Origin of the sequence: Solihabitans fulvus (genome assembly GCF_008386585.1) — a bacterium.
Classification (GTDB): Bacteria; Actinomycetota; Actinomycetes; order Mycobacteriales; family Pseudonocardiaceae; genus Solihabitans; species Solihabitans fulvus.
Genome location: NZ_VUOB01000320.1, coordinates 1 through 316, shown reverse-complemented (window position 1 = coordinate 316; position 316 = coordinate 1). Strand labels below are relative to the sequence as shown.

Sequence of the window (316 nt, the reverse complement as noted above, 5' to 3'; positions counted from 1 at the left end):
ATCGAATTAGAGATACCTAAGTTCGAAATACGCAGTGGATTGGACCTTAATACTATTTTACCTAAGGTTGGGGTGTCAAAGATATTCCAAGAGCCAGCACCTGGCATTGTTAAGAATGACCAAGTTGTAGTCTCTAGAGCTTTCCAAGAAGCTTTCGTGAAAGTCGACGAAGAAGGCGCTACTGCAGGAGCTTTTACAGGGTTGATTGCCGTGCCGACATCTTCGCTATCCAGACCGCCGCCATCTCTACCGTTCAAAGTAGACCATCCATTCCTGTTCCTAATTCTTCACGAAGACAAGATACTCTTTGCTGGGA

The 316-nt window shown here is 45.3% G+C and carries 1 protein-coding gene; it reads left to right on the top strand.

Annotation, left to right across the window (positions count from 1 at the left end; all coding sequences use genetic code 11):
- Nucleotides 1–316: serpin family protein (locus F0L68_RS45955; protein ID WP_149855427.1), on the top strand; the 316-nt coding region annotated here is incomplete at its 3' end.